1 protein-coding gene is annotated in these 613 nt (G+C 73.1%); it reads right to left on the bottom strand.

Translation table 11 applies throughout. The features are described 5' to 3' along the window. Window positions 1–80 precede the first annotated feature (80 nt). Window positions 81–539 carry an IS66-like element accessory protein TnpA gene (gene tnpA, locus D9599_RS32185; RefSeq protein WP_198385150.1) on the bottom strand — a complete coding sequence of 153 codons (459 nt, stop codon included), beginning with the start codon at window positions 537–539 and terminating at the stop codon, window positions 81–83. Window positions 540–613 lie beyond the last annotated feature (74 nt).

The raw sequence follows: 613 nt of genomic DNA, 5'->3' as shown, positions 1-613 counted from the left end.
TGCCGCCAGGCCATGCGCCCCCTTGCGGAAGTCCACGGGACGGGTCGCCAGCAGTACCCGCGCCCCGGATGGCAGCGCGATCATGCCTCCAGCGCCGCCGCGAGCCGGGCGACCACGGCCACATCCGCGTCGCCGCCCACGCGCAGGACCCGGCCATTGCGCAGCACGACCTCGACCGCTGCCCCAACCCGCTCCCGCAGCGTCGGCGTGACAGCCTCCGCCACCGGATCCGAACCACTCGGTCCAACAACCAGCGGCACGAACGGCGGCAGGTGCGGCGCCACCTTCGGCTTGACGGGCCTGCCCTCGGCCTCGCGGCGCCAGCGGTGCAGCAGGCTCGGCGCAACGCCGTGCCGCTGCGCAACCGCCAGCACCCGAGCTCCGGGCGCCCCCACCTCGGCCAGCAGCGCCGCCTTCTCCTCGGCCGTGTAGGTCCGACGCCCGCCACGGGTGACAATCTCCACCCGCTCCATCGCCACAATGCCAGCACCCGTGCTGGCACCGGTCCTAGCACCCGTGCTCGACACCCATCGCGCCATCGCCACACCTCCGCGACGACCTAACTCGCGGGCTCAAGCGCGACGATCAAGAAGGGCCTCTACGCCGCGCTTAC

The organism is Roseomonas sp. KE2513 (assembly GCF_016107305.1).
Taxonomy (GTDB): Bacteria; Pseudomonadota; Alphaproteobacteria; order Acetobacterales; family Acetobacteraceae; genus Roseomonas.
The sequence above is the reverse complement of the archived record's forward strand: the minus strand, read 5'-3'. Positions and strand labels throughout refer to the sequence as shown.